Below are 26,064 nucleotides of genomic sequence, written 5' to 3' on the forward strand. Positions count from 1 at the left end.
GTACACTCTTCCCTGATACAGGCACGCATAGCATGCCGGTCTCCGTCCAGTTTCCGGCCGCTGCTGCCAGCGTTGCTGATACAGGCACGCAAGGTACGAATATGTGTGCATGGGATGCCGTGTCAGAAGGCTCTGATTCAGGAAAGTGAGGGGTTGCAAATGGTTGCAAAGAAAGACATCGACTGGGGCTCTCTCGGCTTCGGTTACATCAAAACCGACAAGAGGTTCGTTTCCAATTATAAGAACGGCGCGTGGGATGAGGGTGTTCTCACGGATGACGCCAATGTCGTCATGAACGAATGCGCCGGCGTCCTTCAGTATTCACAGTCCTGCTTTGAGGGATTGAAGGCATACACGACGGAGGATGGAAAGATTGTCTGCTTCCGCCCCGATCAGAACGCTCTCCGTATGAAGAGCTCCTGCGAGCGCCTCGAGATGCCAGTCTTCCCGGTTGACAGATGGGTGAAGGCGGTCGTCGATACGGTTCGCGCAGATGAAGCCTGGGTTCCGCCATATGGCAGCGGCGCGACGCTCTACATCCGCCCTTATATGTTCGGCTCAAACCCGGTCATCGGAGTCAAACCGGCCGACGAGTATCAGTTCCGTATCTTCACCACGCCGGTCGGCCCGTACTTCAAGGGAGGCGCGAAGCCGATTGTCATCCGCATATCTGACTTCGACCGCGCAGCGCCTCATGGAACCGGCCATGTCAAGGCAGGCCTGAACTATGCGATGAGCCTTCATGCGATCATGGATGCGCATCGGAATGGTTTCAACGAGAACCTCTACCTTGATCCGGCAACCCGCACGAAGATTGAGGAGACCGGCGGCGCCAATGTCATATTTGTCACGCCTGACAAGACGCTGGTTGTCCCGAAGTCTCCAAGCATTCTTCCGTCCATCACCAGAAGAAGCATCGTCTACATCGCTCAGAACATCCTCGGCATGAAGGTCGACGAGCGTGAGGTGCTGTTTGACGAGGTCAAGAAGGGTGCTTTTGCAGAATGCGGCCTCTGCGGAACCGCTGCCGTCATATCCCCGGTCGGAAGGATCTTCGACCACGGCACCGAGTACGCATTCCCGTCCGGTATGGAGGAGATGGGTCCTGTTCTGAAGAAGCTGTATGACACGCTGACCGGGATCCAGATGGGGCGTCTCGAGGCTCCGGAGGGATGGATTCAGGTCATCGACGGCTGAAATCCAATCCGACTTTGTAAGACGTAAAAACAGCCCCGGAGGCCACGGTGATATGCTCCCTTCCAGGTAGACAAGCGAAAAAATAAAAGCTTGTTTGCCCGGAAAGGAGCATTTTCATTGAGAAGGACTAAATTTGATAATGAAACCATTATCAATGCGATTAAAGATTATTTATCAGGTAACTCCTCTAAAAAGGCAATTGCTAAAAGACTGGGAGTCAGCTGGTGGAGCATTGACCAATGGGTGGGAAATTACCAGTCGATGGGCGAGAGCGCTTTTCTCGGCAATGGAAACCAGCACTATTCCAAAGAGTTGAAAGAGCAGGCCGTAAGGGATTATCTTTCTGGAAGGGGATCTTTGCTGGAAATTTGCAAAAGGCACAAAATTAAGTCAACCAGACAACTCCGTAACTGGATAAAAAAGTATAATGGTCATGAGGAACTGAAAGCTTCCGGAACAGGAGGAACAACCATCATGACCAAAGGAAGAAAAACATCCTTCGACGAGAGGGTGGAGATCGTTCAATACTGCATTGCACATGATCATAATTACGCCGGGACAGCAGCAAGGTATAAGGTATCTTATCAACAGGCACGAAGCTATACTGTCAAATATGAAGCTGGTGGTATTGAAGCTCTCAGGGACAGACGCGGGCGGACAAAGCCATTGGATGAAATGTCAGAGTTAGAAAAGCTTCGAGCGGAGAACAGGATTCTGCGCGCTGAAAAGGAACGGGCTGAAATGGAGGCATCTTTCTTAAAAAAACTCGACGAGATAGAGAGGAGGCGGGGCTGAGCCTGGTCAGGCATGGACAAGTCTATCAGGCGATTAAGGAAGAACACGAAGAGCATGGTTACTCGATCGGAGCTCTTTGCAAACTCGGTCATGTATGTCGGGCTGCATACTATAAATGGCTGCATAGAGACATTCCTGATTATGAATCAAAAAATGAACAGATTGCTGATGAAATCGAAAAAATTCACATGAAATATCCCGATAAAGGTTATCGCAGAATAAGGGATGACTTGGAACGTTACCATGGAATGCAAGTTAACGACAAACGAGTACTTCGGATCTGCCGGAAGAAAGGCATCAAATCTACGATCAAGTACAGTAACAACGGTTGTACCCGGCAGGCTGCAAATCCTCAGTTTATTGCCGAGAATGTCCTGAACAGGGAATTCATAGCGGAGGCACCGAACCAGAAATGGCTGACCGATGTCACGGAATTCAAGTACTATACCGGTATCGAGGTTCACAAGGTTTATCTAAGTGCGATTCTCGATCTGTATGACAGAAGAATCGTATCATTTATCATCAGAGACTCGAACAATAACGCTTTAGTATTTGACACTTTTGATAAAGCAATTAAGGAGAATCCGGGGGCAACACCACTGTGTCATTCAGATCGGGGATTTCAGTACACTAATCGGACTTTCCATGCCAAGCTGGAAGCTGCAGGTATGACACAAAGCATGTCCAGGGTAGCTAAATGTATCGATAACGGTCCAATGGAAGGGTTCTGGGGGATTCTGAAACGCGAAAGATACTATAGCAGACGATTCACGGATAGAAATTCACTGGTGAAAATGATAGAAGATTATATCTCATACTACAACACTCGACGCTTACAACGTAACTTAGGGATCTTGACACCTATGGAGAAACACGAACAATATCTGGCGGCAGCATAAAAAACTGCCACCAGACCAAAATCTGATGGCAGAAAATTTTTTGCTTTTTTAATTGTCTACTTGACGGGTAGCGGTTCACGGCCTCCGGGGCTGTTTTTCAATGTTTCATGTATGCCTTATCTGGAAGCCTGTCTTTTCTCTTTTCCGACAAACTCCTCATAAATTGCCTGAATCGTCGTCTCAAAGTCTTCATCCCGGACGCCGACGATGATATTAAGCTCGCTTGAACCCTGATCAATCATCTTGATGTTCACACCGGCCCCTGCGAGCGCATTGAACAGCCGCCCGGCGGTTCCGGTTGAATTGACCATCCCGCGCCCGACGATCGCCACAAGTGCCAGATCCGACTCCAGATAGATCCGGTCCGGATTCACCGCGCGGTGAAGTCCTGCCAGCACGTCCTGCTCCTTGTCCGCGAACTCACTCTGATGGACGATGACGGAGAAGGTATCGATCCCCGAAGGCGTATGTTCAAATGAAATTCCATTTTCCTCAAAGACCTGCAGGACCTTGCGCCCGAAACCGATCTCGGCATTCATCATCGCCTTGTCGATATTGACGCTGCAGAAGCCTTTCCTGCCGGCTACGCCTGTGATGACATGCGCCGGACTCTTGACCGTCGACTCAACAATCAGCGTGCCCTCGTCCTTCGGCCGGTTTGTATTCCGGATGTTGATCGGGATTCCCTCTGCCCGCACCGGGAAGATCGCATCCTCATGCAGCACGGAGGCGCCCATGTAAGAAAGCTCCCTCAGTTCCCTGTAGGTGATCGTCTGGATGGTCTCCGGATTCTCCACGATGTGAGGGTCCGCAACCAGGCAGCCCGAAACATCTGTCCAGTTCTCATAGACATTCGCATGAACCGCACGGGAGACAATGGAACCCGTGATGTCGGAGCCGCCTCTTGAGAAGGTCTTGATGCTTCCATCCGGCATGGAACCGTAGAAGCCCGGAATGACCGCATACTCGACATTCTTCAGGCGTTCTCTGCAGACCTCATTCGTCCGTTCCTCATCAAAGTTTCCATGTGCGTCGAACAGGATCACTTCAGCCGCATCGATGAAGCGGAAGCCGAGATAGGCGGCAAGCAGCTTGCCGTTCAGATACTCTCCGCGGGAAGCCGCATAGTTACGTCCAGCCTGCCGTTTGAAATAATCTCTGATCAGCGCAAACTCCGCGTCGAGATCCACCTTCTTGACGTGCAGACCGTCAGCAATCTCCTGGTACCTGCCCCTGATCTCGTCCAGTCTCCCATCGATATCCTCTCCGGCAGCCGCTGCGTCATAGCACTTGTAGAGCAGATCTGTGACCTTCGTGTCATCCGAGAAACGTCTGCCCGGTGCGGAAGGAATGATATACCTTCTGAACCTGTCAGCCTTCACGATCTCTCCGACCTTCGCCATCTGCCCGGAACTTGCGAGCGAACTTCCGCCGAACTTTGCAACCTTCAGCATAAACTCTTTCCCCTGTTTTCTGCTACCCCTGTCTATATGTAAACGTTATCCGATCACGTCAGACGCTGCAACCTGGCGGAAAATGGCGCCGCTGCAGCCAGCCTTGCCGACACTTACCCTATTACGTCCGCCATGCTGTAGAAGCCGGCCGGCTTTCCTGCCAGGTACTTCGCTGCCGCCAGGGCGCCCTTCCCGAATATGCTTCTCGAGTAAGCTGTGTGGTTGAATTCGATCACCTCGTCCTGCCCGGCGAAGATCACCTTGTGAATCCCCGGAATGGTACCGCCCCGGACGGAAGAGATGCCGATCTCCTTCGGATCTCTCTTCTCACGCCGGTCCGACCGGTCATAGGTATATGTATAGGCATCATCCAGTCCGTCGTTGATGCTGTCCGCCAAAGCCAGCGCGGTTCCGGACGGCGCATCCTTCTTCTGGTTGTGATGGGCCTCAACAATCTCGATATCGAAGCCCGCCGGCGCCAGCGTCTTTGCGGCTTCCTTCACAATCTTCAGAAGGAGATTGATGCCAACAGACATGTTGGCGGAACGAAGAACGGCTGTCTTTCTGCTGTCCTCCTTCAGTCTTTCGATCTGTTCATCGGAAAGTCCTGTCGTGCATACCACGACCGGCGTCTTTGTCTTTACCGCATAGTCCATCAGCCCGTCAAACGCCTTCGGTGAACTGAAATCGATGATTGCGTCGGCATGCTCCTGCAGGTTATCCTCAAGCTCCGCGAAGCTCTTATAAACCGGAAAACTGCCGCTGCCCTTTCCGGCAATATCAACACCGGCTGCGATCTCCACATCCGCATCCGCCGCTGCAAGGTCTGCGATCACATGTCCCATGCGGCCATCCGCGCCGCTCAGTACTACCCTCACCATTTCTCTGTCACCACTTGTCTTTCTCTGCCTGCCGAGTGTTCTTCGTCTGCATGCCTTTCGGCCATCTCAATCAGCGCGCCCTGTCGTCTGCCTTCGTTTCTTACAGAATCCCGTATGCCTGCATGGACTTCTTCAGGCGCTCCACGTTCTTCTCTTCCATCTCACACATCGGAGAACGAAGCGGTCCGACCTTTTTGCCCATCAGATTCAATGCCGTCTTGACCGGAATCGGATTCACCTCACAGAACAGCGAATCGATCAGATCGACCGCTTCCAGCTGAAGCTGCGCCGCTTTTTTCACGTCTCCGTCAAACCAGCTCTGGCAGATCGCGTGTGCCTTCGCGGGAGCCACATTCGAAAGAACGGAGATGACGCCCAGTCCTCCCAGAGACAGAATCGGAACGATCTGGTCATCGTTCCCGGAATAGATATCCAGATCATCTCCTGCCAGCGACTTTGTCTTCGCGATCTGGCTCAGATTCCCGGATGCCGCCTTCAGAGCGCGGACATTCTTCGTGTGTTTTGCAAGGTAAGCCGCCGTCTCGGGCTGAATGTTGCAGCCTGTCCGGCTTGGCACGTTGTACATGATGATCGGCGTGTGCACTGCCTCTGAGATCGCGGTGTAGTACCCGATCAGTCCCTTCTGAGTCGCCTTGTTATAGTAGGGCGTCACGCAGAGAAGCCCGTCGACCCCATACTCTTCCGCCTTCTTCGACATCGCGATGGCATCACGGGTACAGTTGGACCCGGTACCCGCAATGACCGGCACCCTGTGTCCGACATATTCCACGCATTCTTGAATCGTTGCCAGGTGCTCTTCCACCGTCAGGCAGGCAGACTCCCCGGTCGTTCCACAGATCACGATCGCATCGGTTCCGCCGGCAATCTGCTCATCAAGCAGCTCATTCAGTTTGTCATAGTTGACAGTCTCATCGTCATTCATCGGTGTAACGATTGCAACGCCGGCACCCTTGAATATCGCCATGGTAAACCTCCTTCCAACAAGAAAGAAGAGCAGACGCCACCGCGCTGCTCACAGGCCATTTACAAAATATTAACATTCCACCCTTGCACTGTCAACAGAACGAAAATTTTCGTAGTTGTGCTGTTCCAGATTGGAGACATTCCGGAACAATCATCGGTTCATCTGAAAGGCTGCATAGAGAATGAAATGGAATAGAGGAGCCAGCCTTCCCTGGTTTGCTCCAGTCCGGACTGTCCCCTCTATTTCTAAGATATTTCTTTCATGATTGCAGTGTCAAACGTCCATCACCATGCATGCCTGCATGCGAGTGGTGATTTGATTTGATTGCCGAACGACATCAACAGAACGCACCGTCAGCGGCTTGCGACGTTCGAGCGGACCAGCGCTCTCTTTAGCTTGGCCTCCGCCAGCGCAATCTCCTTGTCGCTGAGCTTATTCTTCTCGGCAAGACGCTTTTCCGCCGCCTCCTTCGCCTTCTGGGCGCGGGCAAGATCGATCTGATCCTTCCACTCCCAGGTGGTCGCGATCACGCGGACCTTACCGTCCATGACGTTCAGCATACCGCCCATGCAGGCGGCAGTTCTGACCGACCCGTCCTCCATGGTGACCTTCGCCTCGCCCATTCCGAGCGCTGTGCAGTAGTTGGTATGCCTTGCCATGACGCAGACATCCCCGGCAATCGTTCTCACAATGACGCGGACCGCCTGTCCGTCAAACTCGGAGCCGTCCGGCGTGACAATCTGCAGATGAAATGGAGTTGCCATGAGCGCCTCCTTCCTTACTGTTTCTTGGCCTTGGCGAACGCATCGTCGATCGTTCCGCAGAACAGGAACGCGGACTCCGGAAGCTCATCGCACTCGCCGTCCAGAATCATCTTGAATCCTCTGATGGTCTCCTTCAGCGGCACATAGGTTCCCGGTATGCCGGTAAACTGCTCTGCCACATGGAAGGACTGGGACAGGAAGCGCTGGATCTTGCGGGCGCGGCTGACCGTCAGCTTGTCCTCGTCGGACAGCTCATCCATACCCATGATCGCGATGATATCCTGCAGCTCTCTGTATCTCTGAAGAACCTCCTGCACCCCGCGCGCAACCTCATAATGATCCTTCCCGACAATCTCCGGGCTCAGGATACGGCTTGTGGAATCCAGCGGATCCACTGCCGGATAGATACCCTGGGAAGCGATCTCACGGGACAGGACGGTTGTAGCGTCCAGATGCGTGAAGGTTGTCGCCGGCGCCGGGTCAGTCAGGTCATCGGCCGGGACATAGACTGCCTGCACCGATGTGATAGAACCATCCTTCGTCGAGGTAATACGCTCCTGAAGCTCGCCCATCTCGGTTGCCAGCGTCGGCTGGTAGCCGACGGCGGAAGGCATACGTCCCAGAAGAGCGGACACCTCGGAGCCTGCCTGCGTGAAACGGAAGATGTTGTCGATGAAGAGCAGGACATCCTGCTTCTTCACATCACGGAAATACTCCGCGACCGTCAGCCCAGAGAGGCCGACTCTCATACGGGCTCCGGGCGGCTGGTCCATCTGTCCGAAGATCAAAGCCGTCTTGTTGATGACGCCTGACGCACTCATCTCTCCGTAGAGATCGTTCCCCTCACGGGTACGCTCACCGACACCTGTGAACACGGAATAACCGCCGTGCTCGGTTGCGATGTTATGGATCAGCTCCTGGATCAGGACGGTCTTTCCGACGCCTGCGCCGCCGAACAGACCGATCTTGCCGCCCTTCAGATACGGGCAGATCAGATCGACGACCTTGATTCCGGTCTCCAGGATCTCGCTGGAGGTCTTCTGATCCTCATAGGACGGCGCCGGACGGTGGATCGGCCAGTAATCGTCGGCCTTGACCGGTTCCTTGTTGTCGATCGGTTCGCCGAGCAGGTTCAGGACTCTTCCCAGATCCCCCTCGCCGACCGGCATGCGGATCGGGGCACCGGTGTCCTTCGCCGGCGTTCCCCTTGTCAGCCCGTCTGTTGATCCCATGGCAATGCAGCGCGCAACATCGTCCCCGATATCCTGCGCGACCTCCACCACGAGTTTTTTGCCATTGTTATCGATCTCAATGGCATTCATCAGATCAGGCAGCTGTCCGTCTTGAAATTTGATGTCAAGTACAGGGCCCATGATCTGAACCACAGTACCGATATTTTCTGCAGCCAATGCGCTTTCTCCTTTTTTGAACTATAAACGGTGACTGAAGCTCCCGTCTCCGGATCAGCTCTCCGAGCCGGCGGCTCCTGACACAATCTCCGTAATCTCCTGCGTGATTGCAGCCTGGCGTGCACGATTGTAGTGCAGACTGAGTGTATCGAGCATGTCGGACGCATTGTTGGTCGCATTTTCCATCGCCATGCGGCGCGCGCCCTGCTCAGAAGCCGAACTCTCGCACATGACACTGTAAATCATGCCCGCGATGTACTCCGGAATGATCGCGTTGAACGTCTCCGCACTGCCCGGCTCATACAGGATCACCTCGCGGTGTCCTTCCACCGGCTTCGGCGTGAAAGGCAGAAGCTGAGTCGTCACAGGAATCTGCGACATCACCGACTTGAAGACGGTTCCGGCCACGTGAATTTCATCATAGTCGCCGTTCACGTAGCCCTTACAGACAATCCTGGCCATCTCAAAGCAGTCGCTGACGGAGATCTCCCCGACCAGCGGAAATGCATCTGTGACCACTTCCCTGCCCCGCTTTGTGAAGTACTCGAGCGCCTTCTTGCCGACCGGGAGAAAACAGCAGCTTTCCCCCTTCGTCTCGGCCTCAATCATCCGGAACATGTTGCTGTTATAGCCGCCGGCTAGCCCCCGGTCTCCCGCGAAGACGATGTAAAGCTTCTTTTTGATCTCCCGCTTCTGCATGTACATCGAGGTAAAATCGGAGTTGGAATTCGCAATGTCGCTGAGCGTGGCGCTGAGCGTCTCATGGTACGGGCGGCTTTCTGTCACGCGCTGCTGTGCCCTGCGGAGTCTGGAGGAAGCAACCAGTTTCATGGCTCTGGTTATCTGCATGGTGCTCTGCACACTCTTGATGCGCAGCTTGATATCCTTCATCGAAGCCATGATTTACACCTCCTTCCTTCCGTCAGCCTCTGAAGCGGCCTGCATATTTTGTCAGCGTATTCTTCAGGCTGTCCTCGACCGTCTGATCCCAGGCGCCCGTCGACGCGATCTTCTCCATCAGCGTCTTCGCCTCTGAATCGGAATCCAGGAACACGAACAGTCCTTCTTCATAAGCCTGAACCTTGTCAACAGCAACATCCTTCAGGTAGTCATTGCTGACCGCGTACAGGATAGCAATCTGCTTTTCGACCGGAACCGGTGTTCCCTTGTTCTGCTTGAGTACCTCGACAATCCGGGCACCCTTATCCAGACGGGCTTTGGTATCCTCATCAAGGTCCGACCCGAACTGCGCAAATGAAGCCAGCTCTCTGTACTGAGAATAGATGAGTTTCAGAGTTCCGGCGACCTTCTTCATCGCCTTGATCTGCGCATTGCCGCCGACACGGCTGACCGAAATACCCGGGTTGACAGCCGGCCGGATGCCTTCGTGGAAGAGCTCTGTCTCAAGGAAGATCTGACCATCCGTGATGGATATGACGTTGGTCGGAATGTACGCGGATACGTCGCCTGCCTGTGTCTCGATGATCGGCAGTGCCGTCAGAGACCCGCCGCCCTTCTCGTCTGAAAGCTTCGCCGCCCTCTCGAGCAGACGGGAGTGCAGGTAGAAGACATCGCCCGGGTACGCCTCACGTCCCGGCGGTCTGCGGATCAGAAGCGACATCTCACGGTATGCGACCGCATGCTTGGACAGATCGTCATAGACGATCAGGGCGTCCTTGCCCTGGTTCATGAAATACTCGCCGATCGTGCAGCCTGCATACGGGGCAATGTACTGAAGCGGTGCCGCCTCCGATGCGGTCGCCGCAACGACGATGGTATACTCCATCGCGCCGGCAGCCTGGAGCTGTGCGACCAGGTTTGCGACGGTTGAATTCTTCTGGCCGATCGCCACGTAGATGCAGATCACGTCCTTGCCCTTCTGGTTGATGATCGTATCTGTCGCGATGACGGTCTTACCGGTCTGTCTGTCTCCGATGATCAGCTCACGCTGGCCTCTCCCGATCGGAATCATCGAGTCGATTGCCTTGATACCGGTCTGAAGCGGCTGCTTGACCGGCTGTCTCTCGATGATACCGGGTGCCGTGTGTTCAATCGGGTCGTAGCGCACAGCCTTGATGTCTCCCTTGCCGTCGATCGGCTGTCCGAGCGCGTTGACCACACGTCCGAGCATTGCCTCCCCGACCGGGACCGACACGACACGGCCGGTGCGCTTGACCGTGTCTCCCTCCTTAATTCCAATATCAGATCCAAGGAGGACAACAGAGATGCTGTTTTCTTCCAGATTCAGCGCCATGCCGTAGGTGCCGTTCGAGAACTCGACAAGCTCCCCGGCCATGCACTTCTCCATCCCGCTGACACGGGCGATGTCATCACCAACCATGATGACCGTTCCGGTCTCGGCCTGCTCGATGGCAGCGGAATAATGCTTGATCTGGCTTTTTATGATCTGACTGATTTCTTCAGGTTTTAATGCCATCTCATTTCCTCTTTTATACGGTAGTGTTTCTGATGATGCTGCGAAGCGTCTTCAGTCTCTCTGCGGCTGTTCCATCATACCGCTTCCCTTCGAAGTCCAGGCGGACTCCGCCGATCAGCGCCGGATTGACCAGGCATATCATCTCGACCTTCCTGCCGCTCATCTTCTCGAGTTTGTCGAGAAGGGCAGCCTTCTGCGCCTCCGTCAGCTCCCGCGCGCTTGTCACGGTCGCTTCCGATATGCCATGATCCTTGTTATACCGTCTGCGGTATTCCTTATAGCAGCCCCTCAGCTCGGAGATATATCCCTCCTCGCAGAGAAGCTTCAGGAAATTCAGCAGATACGGCCAGAGAGAAGAGCCGAACGCCTCATCGATCAGCTGCGTCCGTTCTTTCTTTGTAATGCTGGGCTCTGCAAGAAGACGCTCGTACTGCGGATTTTCCTTCATCAGATCCAGCACTTCGCGAAGCTGTGCGAGAACCTCGTCCGCCATCCCCTCTTCAAGGGCCAGCTCATAGAGACTCCCGCCATATCTTCTGGCAGTCTCGGTCATCATGCTGATTCGTCTCCTACATTCTGAATGAACTCATCGACAAGATCCGCCTGGTCCTGCTCGTTGATCTCACGTCCGATGACTTTGGACGCAATATCCACCGCCATGGAGCCGATCTCATCCTTCGCGTCATTGATCGCCCGCTTCTGCTGGGCGGCAATGTCAAGCTGTGCCTGCGCCTTCAGTGCGGCCGCCTCCTCCTGCGCGTCGGAGACAATCCGCTCGCTCTTCTGAGATGCCGCCGCGGATGCTTCCTTCACAATCCTGTCAGCTTCCTCATTGGCCTTCGAAAGATTCGCCTCGTATTCCTGCTTCATACTCAGCGCCTCCTGCTTTGCGGCCTCCGCCTCCTTGAGCGGCTGGTCCACAAGTCCCTGGCGCTTGCGGAGGATCTTCATGACAGGCTTGTAGAGAAACTTCTTGAAAAGCAGGATCTGAATGCCGAGGTTGATCAGCTGTATGATGATGGTCTGCCAGTCCAGTGAAACCAGTAATTCATAACCTGTTTTCATGGCCATAACCTCTTTCCATTGCTTTCAGTGTCAGACAAATGCTGCGCCTCTCTCATCAAAGCTTCCCGAGGAACAGGCTCGGTGCAACGAAGATCAGAAGCAGACCGGTGACGAAGCCATAGATACCGGTTGTCTCTGCGAGTGCGACACCGAGGATCAGGGTGGAACGGATATCGCTGGCCGCTTCCGGCTGACGCGCGATCGACTCGACAGCGGACGCAGCCGCATTGCCTTCACCAATACCAGGACCGATACCTGCGATCAGCGCAAGTCCTGCGCCGATTCCGCATCCTGCAAGTGCAATACCTTTTGCCAATACTGTGAAATCCATAATGTTTCCTCCTTGGGGAAATGTTTGTGTTTCCTGACTTTCTGCTGCTTTCTTTTGTTTCTGCCTCCGTCAGTTACCCGCAGGCATGTCAAAACCTACTGTAGCCGTCTTCAGCCCTCATCCGCCTGTTTGATGAAGATGCAGGTCAGAATACAGAAGATAAAGGGCTGGATGAGTCCGCTGAACCAGTCAAAGTACAGGGACGTGATGGCCGGGAGACCGATCTCAAAGATCGGGATGTGCTGACCAAGCCAGCCGCCGATACCAGGGATCAGACCCAGGACAGCTCTGCTCGCAAGTCCCAGCGAGCTGTAGATCAGCGTTCCGATGACCATGCCCGACAGGATGTTGCCGAAATGACGGCAGGCCATCGAGACCGGGGTTGCCAGCTCGCTGATGACGTTGATCGGTGCCATCAGGAAGATCGGGGACAGATAGCCCTTCAGGTATCCGCCCAGGCCGTTCGCCTTGATTTTGTGCTTCGTGATCAGCACAAATGCGATTGCTCCCCAGCCGATCTCTGTCGCCAGATCTGCCGTCGGGCTCCAGACACCGCCCACCAGGCTGATCAGGTTGCTGAAGATAGCGGTTCCGAACAGTGCGCCGATAAACGGTGCGTATTGTTCGACCGAGCTCCCCAGGTTGCTGCTGACAAAGTCGTTCAGCGCTTCCACGATCCACTCTGCGACTGCCTGCCTCTTGGAAATTCCGGTAACTTTCAGATTCCGTCCAAGGATCCAGCACAGAAGAGACATGATGATGAGGACGACCCACCCCATGATCATGGTCATCGTGATGTGGATGTCACCGACCGGTGTGTTTTCCAGTATCGTGACATACCACGAACCGTGAAGATTGATATTCATGTTATCAGGTTTCACCTCCTTTTCCGCCGGACTTTGGCTGCGTCAGATTCAGCTTTCCGGTTATTTGAAGTCCATAAATGGCCAGTTTTGGGAAAAGCAGAGGAATGAGTCCGCAGACCGTATTGATATATGGAACAAATACGGCAACTGCCACCCATGCCGCCTGCGCAAGGAGTCGTTTGTTGTAACCAGCCTGAACACCCTTCTTTACCGCCTTCCCGCCGGACGCCGCCTCATCAAGCGACTTCTGCAGGGAAGCTGCCATCCACCAGAACACCCCGACGGCCACTGCCGTGCCGAGGATGGATCCCAGGATGACGCCGATGATGGATACAGGATCTGCCTTCAAATGAAAAAAACCGGCTGCGTATATCACAATGCCAGCCGCCATCTCGACTGCGCACAGAATACTACACCCGATCTCCACGCCTTTCAATAGTCCTTTGATATCGCTGTCGAATCTCACAGACTCTCCCCCTATGATGCCGCATCCGCCCTGGCGGCTGACCCTTTTCACTTTGCACACAAGGCTGTGTGCAACTTCTTTTTCAGACATGCTTCGAAAAGGAAATCCGCTCCGGCTTGTCTGCATCCGGCTTCTTCACACCCTTCATGACAATCCGTTTATAGAACTTCCAGAAAGTCATGCCGCCGGCTGAGAGGCCGAGCGCCAGACCGGCAAAATACACCCAGACACCCCATCCGAGACGTGTATCCAGAAGCCACGCAGCGCCCAGGCACATCAGGGAAGGCATCATCAGGTCAAGGCCAAGCTGTCCCACATAAATCAGATATGTCAGTGCTTTTCCACGATCCTTCATAGTTCCTCCTGTCGGGACGCCATTGGTCTTTATCATAGCACAGGGGCCGGATACGGTGCAATGGCAGAATCAGCGTTTGCGAAAGATCGCCTCCTCGTGATCCTTCCAGATGTTCAGAATGAAAACGGCCGCCCCGGCCGCCGCAGAAAGCCTTTTGATCATTTTCGCTCTCCGCTTCCTGCGCGCCGGCTCCGCCCGGATGATATCCAGCAGTCTCTCCGTCAGCATACCGCCGGCTGCACCCTTCCGCTTTCCTGAATCTCTCTTAGCCATGGTCCATCTCCCTGCCTGGGACTGCAGCCCGCTTACCCTGCGGTACCTGCATCTGACTGTGCCGCTGCATCTGTCTGTGCCGCTGCATCTGTCTGTGCCACTGCATCTGTCTGTGCCGCTGCGTCTGTCTGCGCCGCTGCGTCTGTCTGTGCCGCTGCGTCTGTCTGTCCGGCCGCATCTGTCTGTGCAGTCTGGTTCTTTGTATCGGCGATAATCTTGGAGAGTTCTGCAATCATCTCCTCGTCCTTGAGCCGGAACTTGATCTCGACACGCCGGGATGCCTGTGCGTCCTCATTTCCATTCTGATCGAGCACCAGATTGGACTGGGAGCGGCCATTCGCCGTCAGCTTCTGCGCTAGTTCCTTGTTCTGCGAGTCGGTCAGAAAGCTTCCGCTGTTGGACAGCAGATAGGACGCGACCGCGTAGGCGCGGTTCTGCGACAGCGCCAGGTTGGTCAGATAATCTCCGCTGGAGTCCGTGTATCCGTCGATGATGACCTCCGCCACGTAGTCAGCGTACTGGTCTGACAACAGGACGCTGCAGTATACCGGAAGCACCTGTGAGAGCACCTTCTCGCCGTCTCCCGTCAGCGTTGCCTCTCCCCAGTCGAACATGACGTTCGCGTCCAGAACAATCGCACCGGTCTGGCTGTCGATGTTGACAGCGATCTGCTGCTTCTTGAACTCATCATTCAAAGCGGCGATCAGATCCGCCTTCACACCGACGATCTGGTCGATCTTCTCCTGTTGAGACTTCATCAGAGCATTCGCTTCATCCAGCTGCTTCTGGCTCTGGGCCAGTGCATCATCCCGACTCTGGAGCTCAGACTCCTGCGCGGCAAGCTGCTGCTGGCTCTTTTCCAGCTCCGATTCCTGCTGGGAAACCTGCTGCTGGCTCTTTTTAAGCTGAACCGCCTGATCGTCAAGCGTCGTCTGCAGGCTGTTCAGAGATGTCGTCTTCTCTTCCAGCTCGGACTCTCTCTGATTCAGCTGCTCCTGCGCACTCTGCAGCTCTTTCTCCCGCTGCGTCAGCTCATCCTGCGTCTGGGCGAGCTCCGTCTGGGTCTGCGCCCTGGATGCCTGCTCCTTCAGCTTGTCATCGTAGTTCTTCTGCGCTTCCATAAGGCCGACTGCCATGATGAGAACAAACAGCAGAAGCAGACCGGACATCATGTCTGAATAGGACCGCCAGACATTAAAGCCGGCCTCGTCATTCATTCTTTTCCGGTTCACTTTTTTCATCTTCCAAACAGTCCTCTTCTTCTGGGCTTTGCTTCCTCAGTCTTCTCTTTCCGGGTCTCCCCGGCTTCTCTCGTTTCCCTCGCCTTCAGAAGCGCGATGAGCTCCCCAAGCTGGGGATCTGTCTCCGGTTTCGCGCCATTCTCCGGCGTCTGCGCCTGCTCGGCCAGATACTGATTCATCTTCCGGACAGCTTCTGCGGTAGACTCGGTGAGCACCTTCATGGATGCGAGCACCTGAGTCATATAATCGGTAAACTGACGCAGATTCTCCTGCTGTGTCTTCGTCTCCTTCACCAGCGTACCCTGTGCTTCCTGAATCGACTTCAGGTACCCGTCCGCCGCGCTGATGTACGCGGACTGCGCCTTCTGAACACCCTGAAGCGAGGAAACTGTCAGATCGTTCAATTTCGATATCTTATCTGTCATGCGGATATTGGCGTCATTCATGACGGAGAGTCCCTCGGACAGATCGGAATTGTCCGCCTGCACCTGTGCAAGGCTCCGTGTATATTTCTCAGACAGTTCCGTCAACTCTGCAAGTCTGCCGGATACCGCCCCGTTCATCTCGCTGAGATGCTCCATCTGCCGGGTCATCTCGAGGTTGGTGTCATTGACCTTCGCCATATCTGCCATTGACTTCTGCATGTCCGCGACAAACTTCGAAAGCTGCTCCTCCTGGGCGTGCATCGCGTCGAAGACCTCGCTCACAAGGTGCGCGGAACCGTTCATGACGTCAACCATGTGCTGCTGCCCCTGATCGATGATCTGCTGATACTGCTTCTCGGACTTTTCCATGAATTCCGCATGATCCCGCTGCACCTTGTTCGTCTCGCCCATGACCTTGCGCATTTCCGTAAACTCGGAGAAAAACTCCTGTTTCATGGTCCGGGCGATTCGCTGGGAGATATTCTCCAGAAGCTGCCCCTGCTGAAGAGTGACCGTCTCTGAGAAGCTGTCCATCGTATTGTCCAGATGCTCGACCATCGGCCGGATATTGTTCGCGAGCGTCTGGGACACCTGCTCGGCGAGATCCTTCTGCATCTGACCGAGCACCTTCGTCTGCGCATTCTGATTGGCAATGATATGATTCATGGCCGTCGCGTCGGTCGGCGTGACAGCTGTCGTATAGTACGCGTCCAGGAAACGGTCCAGGCTCTCCGAGACACCGGTCAAGGCTCCTCTGAGCCAGTAAGAAAAAGCCAGCGACAATGAAATACCGTAGATGGAAGTGACAAACGCCACTTTGATTCCGTCAATCAGAGATTCCACAGACCCCGACATCGCCTCGTAGCTGGTCGGATTGAAATGACGCAGCCCGAGCACCAGTCCGACGAAGGTTCCCAGAATCCCGAGACTCGTCAGAATGTCCGGAATCATTTCCAGAAGACGGCGATGGGTATAGTTGTTGATCTCATACTCGCCGATGTAGTCCCCGATATCTGTCGGGCTGTTTGTCTTCCGGAGATAATGCAGGTATTCCTGATATTTTGCGTCAAAGTAAGGGACACCGAAGATCGCTGCGCCCGGCTTTGTGATGGCGGATATATTACCGTCACCGTCGGACATGCTTTTCAGCTTCTCCGTTGCCTGGTCAAGCCCCTGCTGCGTCTGGCGCATGCGTCCGAACCCAATCCCGCAGCCAACAATCAGAATGACAATCATCGCCGCAAGGAAACAGCTGTTGTAGATGATGTTGCTCAGACTGGAGTCGAGCGTAATGTAGGTGATCGCCACGACCACGGCGGCAGCCATAAGACCGACGATCCAGTTTGTGATTTTCCGCATATCCCTCTGCCTCCTCCGTGCAGCTTCCGTTTTCTTTCTTCACCATGATACACGATTCCGTCAGTCGTGTGAACAATTCATTTTGTCCGCACCTTCAGCACCCGGCTCCATGCCCCGACTCTCTTTCCGCTGACTGCACGGATCCTCACATAGTAGGTCTTCCCTCTGCCGGCGCGAATCGTGACCGATGCGGTTTTCTTTTTATTCGTGACTGTACGGTTTTTTGCTCCCGTGAAGTTCTTTTTCCCCGCATACTGAATCTGATATCTGGTATATTTTCCATTTTTCCTGAATGTGACGCGGAACTTCCCTTTTGAGGCTGCTGAAACCTTCCGCAGATTCGTCTTTTTCAGCAGCTTCGCTGTGTACTGATCCTGCCAGGTGTCTCCGCAGCGAATGCAGGTGTGCAGCGTATAACCGCCCCTTGATGTTGTCGGTTCTACGATCCGTACCGTATACACATGCCCCAAAGCCGGCAGCTCTGTGGACTTTGTCTCTCCGCAGCGGCTGCAGGTTTCCGTGACGCTTCCCTTCTGCGTGCACGTCGCCGGCTTACGCGATGTCTCCTTGAAGCTGTGTCCCAATGCTGGAAACTCCTGCTCCGACTTCACTTCCCCGCAACGGCTGCAGACGACCGACCGTCTGCCCTTTGCCGTGCACGTCGCCGCGACTGTCTTCTCCTGAAAGTCATGACCCAGCGCCGGTAACGCTGTTGTCTTTGTCTCCCCACAGCGGCTGCAGGTTTCCGTGACGCTTCCCTTCTGTGTGCAGGTTGCCGGCTTACGCGATGTCTCCTTGAAGTCAATCGTCGTTCCCTGGTGGGCAGTCTCGTAGCACGTATCCGACGCTGCCGGATAGCTGAACGTTGTTGTGATTGTGCTTCCGCTGAAGTTTCCACTCGCCTGACGGCTCGTCAGCAGTGTATTATTCGTATAATTGGAAACCAGCAGATATCGCCTGCTGCTGGCCTGAGCGCCTGCCTTATCCGAATCATCCCAGGTAACATCTACCAGGTACCACACGCCACCAATCTGAGCAAGATTCCACATATGCCCGCTGCCCGTCCGGTTCCTGTCCGACAGACCGCTGACACAGACAGCCGGAACGCCCAGCTGATCGCACAGAACCTTGAAGGCCTTCGCATAGCCCTCACAGACAGCTCCCATCGTCAGGTGATCTGTCCCGTCCAGAAATGCAGCCGCGGACGTATAAATCCGGTATGCATCGTTGCAGGCAACGCTCCGACCGCCGCTGTTCTCCGCAGCACTGACCGAGACGGCGGTATTAAGCGCAGCGTGGTCATAGAACAGGCGGCCGCACAGATATTCATCCACTGCCCGGACAAGAAGGGCCTGATAAGCGGCACTCCCGTTCTCCGCGCCCTCCGTATTCCATGAGTCTGCCATCTCCCGCACCTTGGCGGCGGCAGCCTGCACTCCAGCCTGGTAGCTGCTGATCAGGCTTCCCGCCCCGGCAAATGTCTCTACCGGATTGTATGTCGCTGAGACGAGCTCAAAAACACCCCGCGTCTTCCCATCTACCCCCGTCTGCTCGGTGCCCGGTACAAGCGAGACGGAAAAAGAATATGTCTTGGGAGACCGGATCCAGAACACCTCCGGATGATCATGCTTGAAGGCATCCGCCGCTGCCTGCATATCAGCCATCATCTGCTCTTTACAATCCTCATAGGCGCTTTTCGTCTCTGCGTCCGTTTTATCATAATATTTCTTCAGAGTATTGCCACCAGAATTACCTTCAGAAGTAACGACCCCCCGAAACTGATAGACACCCTCCCCAAACTTACAGCTCCACTCTCCGGTATGATGTTCTGTCGCGTACCACTCGACCTTCGAGTCATAGATCGCCTTTGCATTCGCTCCGAGCTGGGAGGAAAATGCATATGAGCCGCCATTCTGGCCACTCAATAAAGCCCGGCGGACTCTCCGAGGAGCAGTGCCGGTCTGCGTCTGGGCAATCCGGCCCGGGGCACTCAGCGGATCCTGAATCTGCGCTGTCTCCGTCATCGTGACGGGCTGCCCCTCGGAGGATGCCTCTGTCTCCTCGGTCTCCCCTGTAAACAGTCCGTCATCCGGCGTTTCCTCACTTACAATGTCAGACACGCCATCCGCGCCGTCCTCAATCACAAGGCCGTTTTGATCATCCTCACCGGCAGCACTTTCATCCACCCCGCCGGACATCTCACCATCCGCTGCCTCCGGTGAATCATCCCCCGTCTCCTGCGGAGCTTCCGTCCTGTCTTCCGCTGGCCCCTGCGAACCATCCCCCGCCTCCGGAGCGGTTTCCAGGCTTCCATCTGCTTTCCCCTGGGTTCCATCCCCTGTCCCCGGCGCAGTTTCCTGATTGCCAACTGCCTCTGTCGACACGATGGCTTCACCTGATGCATAAGCCGGCAACGCGTTCGGCAAAGCTGCCGTGCCCATTGCCAGTGCCAGCAGGACTGCGGATGCTCTCTTCAGATTTCTGCTCCATCTGTCGCTCATCAATCTTCCTCGTTCCCGATGCTTTCTGTTCACTTTCTCCCGATACAGGAAAGGCGCTTCCCCGGTTTTTCCGGAGCAGCGCCCGCTTTTTATCACTGAATCATTCGTTTCGTTTTCTATCGCTGCTGTTTAACCAGCCCAGTACCTTCGGTTCTGATTATGCAGCCTTCCACCGACATAGTCAACCGACGAAATGATGATGCCCAGCCTGGAATTGGCAGCATGGACAACCTGGTTGTTCCCGATATAGATGGCAACATGGCTCGCGTAAGAACCCGATCCGTAGAAAACAAGATCTCCAGGCTGAAGGTTTGCATCGGAAACCTTCATACCTGCAGCATAGCCGATCGTTGAATAGTACCCGCTCGCTCCGTTCATCTGATCGACAGCCACTCTCATGATCCGCACCCCGAAGTGTGCCATCACAGCCTGTGTAAACCCGGAGCAGTCCGTTCCATTTGTCAGGCTTGTCCCGCCATAGACATACCTGTTTCCGATAAACTGCTGTGCAAACCGGACAATCGCGTTTCCGCTCACTGCCGATTCTGACACGATGTGTCCGTCGGACGGATCCGTGTAGTAGCAGCTTCCCGCGGCAAACACAACGGAATCTGTCTGAAGCACGCCCTGCGCATCGAAATAAAATTTATATCCGCCGATGATCTGAAGACCTGTCAGAGCCCCGCCATCGCCTCCCGCATAATAACGCTTTCCGTCAGATGTCGACAGCCACTGATTGGTAAGCGGGCTCCCGCCTGCGCCGAAAAGATAGGTTCGGCCGTTCTGTACCACAACACCGGAAGACGGCTTTTGTGCCTTGGTTCTGATCCCGTCCGCACCGACATAGTAGTCTCCGATAAAGCGGTTCGTCGCGATTCTGCCGTCTGCGTCACACCAGTAATAGTGCTTCTTGTACTTTACCCAGCGGTTTACCGCAACCCGGCCGGTCCTATAAACATAATAACGGCTCCCCAGGTAAGAAAACAGCCTCGCGGAGGTGTACATCTGCCCGTTCGGACGGAAATAATAGGTGGAAGCACCGATTCCGACGAGCCCTTTCGCAAAGCTCCCGTCTGCCTGAGCGTAATACTTCTTCCCCTTCAGCTTTACAAAACAGTTTTTCAGAAGATAACCCTTTTTTCCTGCATAGTACTGTGCACCATTCAGGCTGATCAGTCTGCTCTTCTGAAGCACACCCCTGCTGTTGAAATAGTACAGTCTTGAGCCGATCTCCTGCAATCCTGTCAGCTTTTGATGCTGTTCATTGTTGTAATAGGTCTTGCGTCCGATATGATACCAGCCAACGGCTGCCGCTGCTGCGCCGCCCTTGATCAGAGCACCGTCCGGCCCGAAATAGTACTTGCCCTTCTTTTTATTGATATATAACGCACCGGTCTTCTTGTGCGCATAATACTTTGCACCGGCGTAGCTGATCCAGCCATAGCGGCGTGCTCCTGTGTTCAGGTCGAAGAAGTATACCTTCGTTCCCACCCTCTGAATGCCCCGGAGCATGAGGCCATTTTGATCGAACAGGTAAACCCTCCGGCCGATTTTCTTCAGGCCTGTCACCGTTGTCCCTGCTTTTGTCACATACTTTACACCATCGGGAGTATTCACGAAGCCTGCCTGCACGGCTATCGGTGCTGATGTCATCAGCATCATCAAAAGCAGCAGAAATGCCGCAATGCGTTTGCCCAATCTCTTCATTCCGCTCCCTCAGTTCTCGCAGTAACTGCTCTTTTTCCGTAACACTTGTAACAAACCATTCGAAAAGCTTCCCTTTATTCATTACAATTTTGTTACATTTATTTGAATATTACACATTTTCGATCTGTATGTCAATAGACGGGCTTGTGTGGTATGATGTCGGGAAACAGCGTGAGCGGTGCTTTTGCCGTTTCATCTGCCGGCAGCACCAAAGCAGTGGATGATGAGATGTCAATCTGAGTAATACCGGGAGGGCTTTGTGATGAAAATTGGTTTTATCGGCTGCGGAAACATGGCAACAGCAATGATTCGCGGGATTCTGAAAAGCGGTCTCGCATCCGAGGCAGATCTGATGGCCTCCGCAAAGACAGCGAGGACACAGAAAAAAATAACAGACGAGCTGCACCTTGCATGTGGGACCAATGAGGAGACAGCATCGTTCTCCGATGTCCTCTTTCTCGCTGTCAAGCCTCAGTTCTATGAGGATGTCATCCTTTCGATCCGTGACCATGTCAAAAAAGAAGCGCTGATCGTGACGCTGGCGCCTGGCAAGACACTCGAATGGCTCGGATCCCTCTTTGGAAAAGACCGGAAGATTATCCGGACCATGCCCAACACCCCCGCGATGGTCGGCGAAGGCATGACGGCTGTCTGCCCGAACCATTCAGTCACAGATGAGGAGCTTGACTCCGTCCTGGCACTGCTCACCAGCTTTGGTCAGGCAGAAGTGATTCCGGAAAACCTGATCGATGTCGCAACCGCCGTCTCCGGATCCAGCCCGGCCTACATCTTTCTGGCAATTGAAGCAATGGCGGATGGTGCCGTTGCAGATGGAATGCCGCGGAACAAGGCATACAAGTTTGCCGCGCAGGCCGTCCTGGGTTCCGCGAAAATGGTTCTGGAGACAGGAAAGCATCCCGGCGAGCTGAAGGATATGGTCTGCTCCCCGGGCGGAACAACGATGGAGGCTGTCCGCGTCCTGGAAGAAAAAGGCCTTCGGTCCGCCCTGATTGAGGCAGAGAAGGCCTGCGTGCGAAAAGCCCGGGCGATGTAAAACCGCCCGGGTGATCCTTCATTCTTTACTTTGTTCCAAAGATCCGGTCTCCTGCGTCGCCGAGTCCCGGAATGATATAGCCGTGGTCGTTCAGTTTCTCATCAATCGCGCAGACGTAGATATCCACATCCGGATGTTCCCTCTGGACTCTTGCGATTCCCTCCGGAGCCGCAATGATATCCAGAAGGCGGATGTGCTTGCAGCCGTGCTTCTTCAGCATCGAAAGCGCCGCGCACGCACTTCCGCCCGTTGCCAGCATCGGATCAACGACGAATACCTCCCTCTTTCCGCAGTCCGCCGGGAGTTTGCAGTAATATTCGACCGGTTCCAGTGTCTTCGGGTCACGGTACAGCCCGATATGGCCAACCTTCGCAGCCGGAATCATCGTCAGCATTCCCTCGACCATACCCAGCCCGGCTCTGAGAATCGGCACCACTGCCATCTTGCGGCCGGAAAGCTGCTTTGCGGTCATCTTCGTGATCGGAGTCTCAATCTCCACATCTTCCAGTTTCAGATCTCTTGTCGCTTCATAGCACATCAGTCCGGCGATCTCAGATACGATTGTCCGGAAATCCTTTGTCCCGCAGTTCTTGTTGCGAATCACACCAAGCTTATGCTGGATCAGTGGATGATCACATACCGTAACTTTCGACATTCTGTCCTCCTTTATGGGCAGCTTTCGCCGCCATTCTCATGCCGCATCGCTGCAGCTTCCTACCTGCCTCTCTTCTCAGTTCAGCTCCTCCTGCTGAAGAATACCGGCCAGCCGCTCAATCTGCGCATTCAGCTCCCGGAAGCACTGCCCATAATCGCCAAGCGTCCCTCCGTACGGATCATGCACCTCTCCCTCTCCTCGGATGTACTCACTCAGGGAGAACACGTTGATCGGGTTGGCAAAGTCCCTCAGCAGCCGCTCCTTCTCAGCACCCGTGATCGTCAGGATCAGTGTCCTGTCGTCAAAATCTGCCTCATCGAGCGGATCACTCATATGATCTTTCATCGTCAGCCCCTGGGCGACCAGGACAGCCTCCGCTTTCGGATTAATCGGCTCCGGAAAGAGCACCACGAGTCCTTTTGAAAGAATCAGAATATCCTCCAGCAGAAAATGTCTGGAAAGGATCGCCTCCGCCATCGGACTTGTGATCGTATCACTCTCACTCACGAAGATCAGTTTATCATAGTGTTTCACATCCCTACCTCCGGCAGAGAGGTCTCTCTGCCCGTCAGACCTTGATGACCTGGTGGCCTGCCGCCTTGATCAGACGATTCATGATCGCCTGCCCCATTCTCGGCGTATCGAAGGCTTCCGAATAGATCACATCCACACCCAGGTCATCGAAATCCCGAAGGATTCCGTACAGATGCATGGATATGGTGATCTCTTCCGTCCTTGTCCCGATGGACTTGACGATTCCTCTGTCATAGGCCGCCGCAGACTCATCCGTCGCGATGATGCCAACCTTTCCTCCTGCGGCTTCCTTCCGGGCAGTCAGAGACCGGATCTCCTCCACAACTCTGTCCTGCGGCCCCTCCACAATTGTGAGCGGCGCCTTCGGCGCGTAGTGGCGATATTTCATGCCAGGTGCCTTCGGATGAAAATTCGGGTCATTGAAATGAAGGCCCGGATCCATCCGGACTTCTCCCAGCACGTCCCGGAGCATCTCCATGTTGATGTATCCGGGTCTGAGGATCATCGGAATTTTTTCTGTCAGATCAATAATCGTCGACTCAACTCCGATTCCCACCGGTCCGCCATCGATGATCATATCAATCTTGCCGTCCAGATCATCCTTCACATGCTGTGCCGTCGTCGGACTCGGCCTTCCGGACGTATTGGCGGACGGCGCTGCAATATAGCCGCCGCCTGCCCGGATCATCGCCGCCGCGATCTCATTATCCGGCATCCGGATTGCCACGGTTCCAAGACCGCCCGTTGTTGAAGCCGGAACACGATCATTCTTGTTGAGAATCATCGTCATCGGTCCCGGCCAGAACGCGTCCGCCAGATCTTTCGCCTCCTGAGGAACGTCCGTGACAATCCGCTCAAGTGCATCAAACTCCGCAATATGAACGATCAGCGGATTGTCTGAAGGTCTTCCCTTCGCCGCATATATCTTCCTGGAGGCCTCCGCATCAAGCGCATTCCCTCCAAGGCCATAGACTGTCTCGGTTGGAAATGCAACCAGACCGCCCGATAATAGGATATCGCCAGCCTTCTGCATCAGTTTCCGGTCGATTCCCGCTGTCATGTCTGCATATATGGTTTTCATATCTGTCCCTTCTGTCAGCTGCACCCGCCAGCCGGGTTTCATTATAGCACCGCTTTAAGACCGTGTGAACCGTCTGAACGGTTCTGCCTTCGCCGCTCTAAGTTCTTGCGAAATATGCAGAGCGGCTGTGCAAATTGCTCAAATCATCCATATGTTTTGTACATGTATTGTGTTATACTGTTGGAAAACCGCGCGCAGCTTTCCCCTGCGCACAATGCTTTGGGAGGGTACGACTATGGCAGATGAAATCAAATCGGAGGCACTGTCAGAAAATGAGGCAGGCCAGACAGCTGCGGCATCGCCGCAGGCCGTCAGTGTGAATGCTGACGCACCGCAGGCTTCAGAGCCGCAGACAGATGAGCATCAGGCGGTGAGCAAAGAATCCGGCACGCAGACACCCGGGGCGCAGGCGGACGAGCCGCAGACAATGGCAGACGTAGAAGCAGAACTGAATGCTTCCTTCCGTCCGATCCGCGAAGGCGATACGCTGGACTGTGAGGTTGTCGGTGTGGACGACGACAAGGTCACGGTTGACATTGCTTCCTATACGGACGGCATCATCCGGAAAGAAGACGTCAGCGACGATCCTTCATATTCCATCCGTGAACATATCAGCGTCGGTCAGAAATTGCAGGCGACGGTCATCCGCCGGGATGATCATGGTCATGTCGGCCTTTCTCTGAAAAAGGCAGCCAGTCTCGCGGCCTGGGACCGCGCCAGAAACCTGCTGGCTTCAAAGGAGAATGTCCGTGTGAAGATCTCCGGCGTGACAAAAGCCGGTGCGATCGCCTACCTGGACGGCATCCGCGCATTTATCCCGGCATCCAAGCTCAGCCTGGGCTATGTGTCCGATGACGAGCTCCCGGGGTGGATCGGAAAGGAGATCGAAGTCCGTGTCATCACAGCGGATGAGGGCGGCAATCATCTTGTCCTCTCCGCAAAGGACATTCTCCATGAGAAGCGCGAGGAAGAGCGGCGGGCACACATTGCCCTCGTAAAGCCGGGCACCATCACAGAAGGAACCGTCGAATCCCTGAAGGACTTTGGTGCTTTTGTCGATATCGGAGAAGGCGTGACAGGGCTGCTGCATGTCTCCCAGATCAGCCAGAAACGGATCAAATCGCCGGCAGATGTTCTGAAGGTCGGGCAAAAGGTCCGTGTCAAGATCACAAAAGTTGCGGATGGCCGTGTTTCCCTGAGTATGAAGGCGCTCGAGGATGAGGGAGATCCGCAGGCAGACACAAAGGAAGAGCACTATGACCTTCCGAAGAGCGAGGAGATCGGAACCGGACTCGGTGCTCTGCTGAAAAATATCCGTCTCTGAAGCCGG

26 protein-coding genes are annotated in these 26,064 nt (G+C 54.6%); 5 read left to right on the plus strand and 21 right to left on the minus strand.

What is annotated here, in order from left to right; translation table 11 throughout:
- The first annotated feature begins 159 nt into the window (after window positions 1–159).
- The 3 genes from ACTQ1N_RS03130 (at window position 160) to ACTQ1N_RS03140 (ending at window position 2,891) form a co-directional block, all read left to right on the plus strand.
- Complete coding sequence (locus tag ACTQ1N_RS03130; RefSeq protein WP_441954543.1) at window positions 160–1,197, plus strand: branched-chain amino acid aminotransferase; 1,038 nt, start codon at window positions 160–162, stop codon at window positions 1,195–1,197.
- 117 nt (window positions 1,198–1,314) lie between these two features.
- A complete protein-coding gene (locus ACTQ1N_RS03135; RefSeq protein ID WP_441954545.1) occupies window positions 1,315–1,992 on the plus strand; it encodes a transposase in 678 nt (225 codons plus the stop codon).
- 2 nt (window positions 1,993–1,994) lie between these two features.
- The gene (locus ACTQ1N_RS03140) at window positions 1,995–2,891 is read left to right on the plus strand and encodes an IS3 family transposase (protein ID WP_441954799.1); all 897 of its coding nucleotides are present in this window, start codon (window positions 1,995–1,997) and stop codon (window positions 2,889–2,891) included.
- A gap of 116 nt (window positions 2,892–3,007) precedes the next feature.
- On the opposite strand, the gene ACTQ1N_RS03145 is transcribed toward ACTQ1N_RS03140, so the two are convergent.
- The 18 genes from ACTQ1N_RS03145 to ACTQ1N_RS03230 form a co-directional block, all read right to left on the minus strand.
- Window positions 3,008–4,345 (minus strand): aspartate kinase, encoded by a 1,338-nt coding sequence (locus ACTQ1N_RS03145; protein WP_441954547.1) that lies wholly within the window; start codon window positions 4,343–4,345, stop codon window positions 3,008–3,010.
- A 113-nt stretch (window positions 4,346–4,458) separates the two neighbouring features.
- Window positions 4,459–5,226 (minus strand): 4-hydroxy-tetrahydrodipicolinate reductase, encoded by a 768-nt coding sequence (gene dapB / locus ACTQ1N_RS03150; protein ID WP_441954549.1) that lies wholly within the window; start codon window positions 5,224–5,226, stop codon window positions 4,459–4,461.
- A 100-nt stretch (window positions 5,227–5,326) separates the two neighbouring features.
- A complete protein-coding gene (gene dapA / locus ACTQ1N_RS03155) occupies window positions 5,327–6,211 on the minus strand; it encodes a 4-hydroxy-tetrahydrodipicolinate synthase (RefSeq protein ID WP_441954551.1) in 885 nt (294 codons plus the stop codon).
- Between the two features lie 353 nt (window positions 6,212–6,564).
- Window positions 6,565–6,975, minus strand: coding sequence for an ATP synthase F1 subunit epsilon (gene atpC, locus ACTQ1N_RS03160; RefSeq protein ID WP_441954553.1), 411 nt, complete (start codon window positions 6,973–6,975; stop codon window positions 6,565–6,567).
- 14 nt (window positions 6,976–6,989) lie between these two features.
- On the minus strand, window positions 6,990–8,384 hold the full coding sequence (gene atpD / locus ACTQ1N_RS03165) for a F0F1 ATP synthase subunit beta (RefSeq protein WP_441954555.1): 1,395 nt from the start codon (window positions 8,382–8,384) through the stop codon (window positions 6,990–6,992).
- 54 nt (window positions 8,385–8,438) lie between these two features.
- Window positions 8,439–9,284, minus strand: coding sequence for an ATP synthase F1 subunit gamma (gene atpG / locus ACTQ1N_RS03170; protein WP_441954557.1), 846 nt, complete (start codon window positions 9,282–9,284; stop codon window positions 8,439–8,441).
- 22 nt (window positions 9,285–9,306) lie between these two features.
- Window positions 9,307–10,821: a F0F1 ATP synthase subunit alpha gene (gene atpA / locus ACTQ1N_RS03175; RefSeq protein WP_441954559.1), complete on the minus strand. Its 1,515-nt coding sequence runs from the start codon at window positions 10,819–10,821 to the stop codon at window positions 9,307–9,309.
- Window positions 10,822–10,834: 13 nt separating this feature from the next.
- Window positions 10,835–11,377 (minus strand): ATP synthase F1 subunit delta, encoded by a 543-nt coding sequence (gene atpH / locus ACTQ1N_RS03180; RefSeq protein ID WP_441954561.1) that lies wholly within the window; start codon window positions 11,375–11,377, stop codon window positions 10,835–10,837.
- Entirely contained in the window at window positions 11,374–11,886 is a 513-nt protein-coding gene (atpF, locus tag ACTQ1N_RS03185) for a F0F1 ATP synthase subunit B (RefSeq protein WP_441954562.1), read from the minus strand. The genes atpH and atpF overlap by 4 nt, the downstream gene beginning before the upstream one ends.
- 55 nt (window positions 11,887–11,941) lie before the next feature.
- Window positions 11,942–12,220 (minus strand): ATP synthase F0 subunit C, encoded by a 279-nt coding sequence (atpE, locus tag ACTQ1N_RS03190; RefSeq protein ID WP_277067026.1) that lies wholly within the window; start codon window positions 12,218–12,220, stop codon window positions 11,942–11,944.
- Window positions 12,221–12,327: 107 nt separating this feature from the next.
- Window positions 12,328–13,083, minus strand: a complete 756-nt coding sequence (locus ACTQ1N_RS03195) for a F0F1 ATP synthase subunit A (protein WP_441954564.1) — start codon at window positions 13,081–13,083, stop codon at window positions 12,328–12,330.
- Between the two features lie 4 nt (window positions 13,084–13,087).
- Window positions 13,088–13,549: a hypothetical protein gene (locus tag ACTQ1N_RS03200; RefSeq protein ID WP_441954566.1), complete on the minus strand. Its 462-nt coding sequence runs from the start codon at window positions 13,547–13,549 to the stop codon at window positions 13,088–13,090.
- An 82-nt stretch (window positions 13,550–13,631) separates the two neighbouring features.
- Window positions 13,632–13,904 (minus strand): AtpZ/AtpI family protein, encoded by a 273-nt coding sequence (locus ACTQ1N_RS03205; protein ID WP_441954568.1) that lies wholly within the window; start codon window positions 13,902–13,904, stop codon window positions 13,632–13,634.
- A 69-nt stretch (window positions 13,905–13,973) separates the two neighbouring features.
- Window positions 13,974–14,177 carry a hypothetical protein gene (locus ACTQ1N_RS03210; RefSeq protein ID WP_441954570.1) on the minus strand — a complete coding sequence of 68 codons (204 nt, stop codon included), beginning with the start codon at window positions 14,175–14,177 and terminating at the stop codon, window positions 13,974–13,976.
- A gap of 32 nt (window positions 14,178–14,209) precedes the next feature.
- A complete protein-coding gene (locus ACTQ1N_RS03215) occupies window positions 14,210–15,418 on the minus strand; it encodes an OmpA family protein (protein ID WP_441954572.1) in 1,209 nt (402 codons plus the stop codon).
- Window positions 15,415–17,202: a MotA/TolQ/ExbB proton channel family protein gene (locus ACTQ1N_RS03220; RefSeq protein ID WP_441954574.1), complete on the minus strand. Its 1,788-nt coding sequence runs from the start codon at window positions 17,200–17,202 to the stop codon at window positions 15,415–15,417. Before ACTQ1N_RS03220 ends, ACTQ1N_RS03215 begins: the two co-directional genes overlap by 4 nt.
- Before the next feature lie 77 nt (window positions 17,203–17,279).
- Window positions 17,280–19,703 carry a transglutaminase domain-containing protein gene (locus ACTQ1N_RS03225; protein ID WP_441954576.1) on the minus strand — a complete coding sequence of 808 codons (2,424 nt, stop codon included), beginning with the start codon at window positions 19,701–19,703 and terminating at the stop codon, window positions 17,280–17,282.
- A 129-nt stretch (window positions 19,704–19,832) separates the two neighbouring features.
- Complete coding sequence (locus tag ACTQ1N_RS03230) at window positions 19,833–21,410, minus strand: NlpC/P60 family protein (RefSeq protein WP_441954578.1); 1,578 nt, start codon at window positions 21,408–21,410, stop codon at window positions 19,833–19,835.
- Between the two features lie 262 nt (window positions 21,411–21,672).
- Here ACTQ1N_RS03230 and proC point away from each other — a divergent pair, with 262 nt between their 5' ends.
- A complete protein-coding gene (gene proC / locus ACTQ1N_RS03235) occupies window positions 21,673–22,464 on the plus strand; it encodes a pyrroline-5-carboxylate reductase (RefSeq protein ID WP_441954580.1) in 792 nt (263 codons plus the stop codon).
- A gap of 25 nt (window positions 22,465–22,489) precedes the next feature.
- Here proC and upp read toward each other — a convergent pair whose 3' ends face one another.
- From upp to ACTQ1N_RS03250, 3 genes are all read right to left on the minus strand, one after another.
- Window positions 22,490–23,119 (minus strand): uracil phosphoribosyltransferase, encoded by a 630-nt coding sequence (gene upp / locus ACTQ1N_RS03240; RefSeq protein WP_441954582.1) that lies wholly within the window; start codon window positions 23,117–23,119, stop codon window positions 22,490–22,492.
- Window positions 23,120–23,194: 75 nt separating this feature from the next.
- Window positions 23,195–23,653 carry an arsenate reductase/protein-tyrosine-phosphatase family protein gene (locus ACTQ1N_RS03245; protein ID WP_441954584.1) on the minus strand — a complete coding sequence of 153 codons (459 nt, stop codon included), beginning with the start codon at window positions 23,651–23,653 and terminating at the stop codon, window positions 23,195–23,197.
- 34 nt (window positions 23,654–23,687) lie between these two features.
- Complete coding sequence (locus ACTQ1N_RS03250) at window positions 23,688–24,734, minus strand: L-threonylcarbamoyladenylate synthase (RefSeq protein ID WP_441954586.1); 1,047 nt, start codon at window positions 24,732–24,734, stop codon at window positions 23,688–23,690.
- A gap of 235 nt (window positions 24,735–24,969) precedes the next feature.
- Here ACTQ1N_RS03250 and ACTQ1N_RS03255 point away from each other — a divergent pair, with 235 nt between their 5' ends.
- Window positions 24,970–26,058, plus strand: coding sequence for a S1 RNA-binding domain-containing protein (locus tag ACTQ1N_RS03255; protein WP_441954588.1), 1,089 nt, complete (start codon window positions 24,970–24,972; stop codon window positions 26,056–26,058).
- Window positions 26,059–26,064: the final 6 nt, after the last annotated feature.

The organism is Porcincola sp. LCP21S3_C12 (assembly GCF_052118625.1).
GTDB lineage: Bacteria > Bacillota > Clostridia > Lachnospirales > Lachnospiraceae > Porcincola.

Excerpts from the sequence above, each read along its gene's own strand:
- atpF (WP_441954562.1), bottom strand. The coding sequence starts at position 11,886 with ATGAAAACAGGTTATGAATTACTGGTTTCACTGGACTGGCAGACCATC.
- ACTQ1N_RS03205 (WP_441954568.1), bottom strand. The coding sequence starts at position 13,904 with ATGAAGGATCGTGGAAAAGCACTGACATATCTGATTTATGTGGGACAG.
- ACTQ1N_RS03210 (WP_441954570.1), bottom strand. The coding sequence starts at position 14,177 with ATGGCTAAGAGAGATTCAGGAAAGCGGAAGGGTGCAGCCGGCGGTATG.
- ACTQ1N_RS03225 (WP_441954576.1), bottom strand. The coding sequence starts at position 19,703 with ATGAGCGACAGATGGAGCAGAAATCTGAAGAGAGCATCCGCAGTCCTG.
- ACTQ1N_RS03220 (WP_441954574.1), bottom strand. The coding sequence starts at position 17,202 with ATGCGGAAAATCACAAACTGGATCGTCGGTCTTATGGCTGCCGCCGTG.
- ACTQ1N_RS03215 (WP_441954572.1), bottom strand. The coding sequence starts at position 15,418 with ATGAAAAAAGTGAACCGGAAAAGAATGAATGACGAGGCCGGCTTTAAT.
- atpH (WP_441954561.1), bottom strand. The coding sequence starts at position 11,377 with ATGATGACCGAGACTGCCAGAAGATATGGCGGGAGTCTCTATGAGCTG.
- ACTQ1N_RS03230 (WP_441954578.1), bottom strand. The coding sequence starts at position 21,410 with ATGAAGAGATTGGGCAAACGCATTGCGGCATTTCTGCTGCTTTTGATG.
- atpA (WP_441954559.1), bottom strand. The coding sequence starts at position 10,821 with ATGGCATTAAAACCTGAAGAAATCAGTCAGATCATAAAAAGCCAGATC.
- ACTQ1N_RS03250 (WP_441954586.1), bottom strand. The coding sequence starts at position 24,734 with ATGAAAACCATATATGCAGACATGACAGCGGGAATCGACCGGAAACTG.
- dapB (WP_441954549.1), bottom strand. The coding sequence starts at position 5,226 with ATGGTGAGGGTAGTACTGAGCGGCGCGGATGGCCGCATGGGACATGTG.
- atpG (WP_441954557.1), bottom strand. The coding sequence starts at position 9,284 with ATGGCTTCGATGAAGGATATCAAGCTGCGCATCAAGAGTGTGCAGAGC.
- atpC (WP_441954553.1), bottom strand. The coding sequence starts at position 6,975 with ATGGCAACTCCATTTCATCTGCAGATTGTCACGCCGGACGGCTCCGAG.
- ACTQ1N_RS03130 (WP_441954543.1), top strand. The coding sequence starts at position 160 with ATGGTTGCAAAGAAAGACATCGACTGGGGCTCTCTCGGCTTCGGTTAC.
- ACTQ1N_RS03145 (WP_441954547.1), bottom strand. The coding sequence starts at position 4,345 with ATGCTGAAGGTTGCAAAGTTCGGCGGAAGTTCGCTCGCAAGTTCCGGG.
- ACTQ1N_RS03195 (WP_441954564.1), bottom strand. The coding sequence starts at position 13,083 with ATGAATATCAATCTTCACGGTTCGTGGTATGTCACGATACTGGAAAAC.
- ACTQ1N_RS03255 (WP_441954588.1), top strand. The coding sequence starts at position 24,970 with ATGGCAGATGAAATCAAATCGGAGGCACTGTCAGAAAATGAGGCAGGC.
- proC (WP_441954580.1), top strand. The coding sequence starts at position 21,673 with ATGAAAATTGGTTTTATCGGCTGCGGAAACATGGCAACAGCAATGATT.
- dapA (WP_441954551.1), bottom strand. The coding sequence starts at position 6,211 with ATGGCGATATTCAAGGGTGCCGGCGTTGCAATCGTTACACCGATGAAT.
- upp (WP_441954582.1), bottom strand. The coding sequence starts at position 23,119 with ATGTCGAAAGTTACGGTATGTGATCATCCACTGATCCAGCATAAGCTT.